The organism is Microbulbifer okhotskensis, from assembly GCF_023895975.1.
In the GTDB taxonomy this organism is placed as follows: Bacteria; Pseudomonadota; Gammaproteobacteria; order Pseudomonadales; family Cellvibrionaceae; genus Microbulbifer; species Microbulbifer okhotskensis.
The window spans coordinates 1-363 of sequence record NZ_JALBWM010000422.1 but is presented as its reverse complement, the minus strand read 5'-3'; the positions used below and the strand labels follow the sequence as shown (position 1 = coordinate 363).

The following is a 363-nucleotide window of genomic DNA, read 5'->3' as shown; positions in this document are numbered from 1 at the left end:
GGTTGCGGGTGACAGAAATGGTTTCCCCCACCAAAACATCCGGGATATCCCGCACCGAAAAGGTTTTGCCCTGATAACTGATGGTTAATTGCGGGGACACCTTGCGGGATTCTGCCGCATGGATGGCCAGCTCACGCATCACCTGCGCATCCGGTGCCACCACCAACTGCTCGGCAGTAATACGCAGCCAAACGGCATAGCGCGGCTGGCCGGTGCGGCTGTGCTTTTTCTGGCCGTTAAACCAGCGCATCCACTGCCAGCCCGCACTGTTGATCTCCTCCAGGGAAGTGGGCGGCCGGGCCATAAAACGCAAGCGGCCCTCAAAGCTGCGCTCCACAATATCGTTGCCTTTTTCCACCTGGC

At 59.0% G+C, this 363-nt stretch carries 1 protein-coding gene; it reads right to left on the bottom strand.

Annotated elements, in window-relative coordinates:
• Positions 1-363: hypothetical protein (locus MO867_RS22765; RefSeq protein WP_252473411.1), on the bottom strand; the 363-nt coding region annotated here is incomplete at both ends.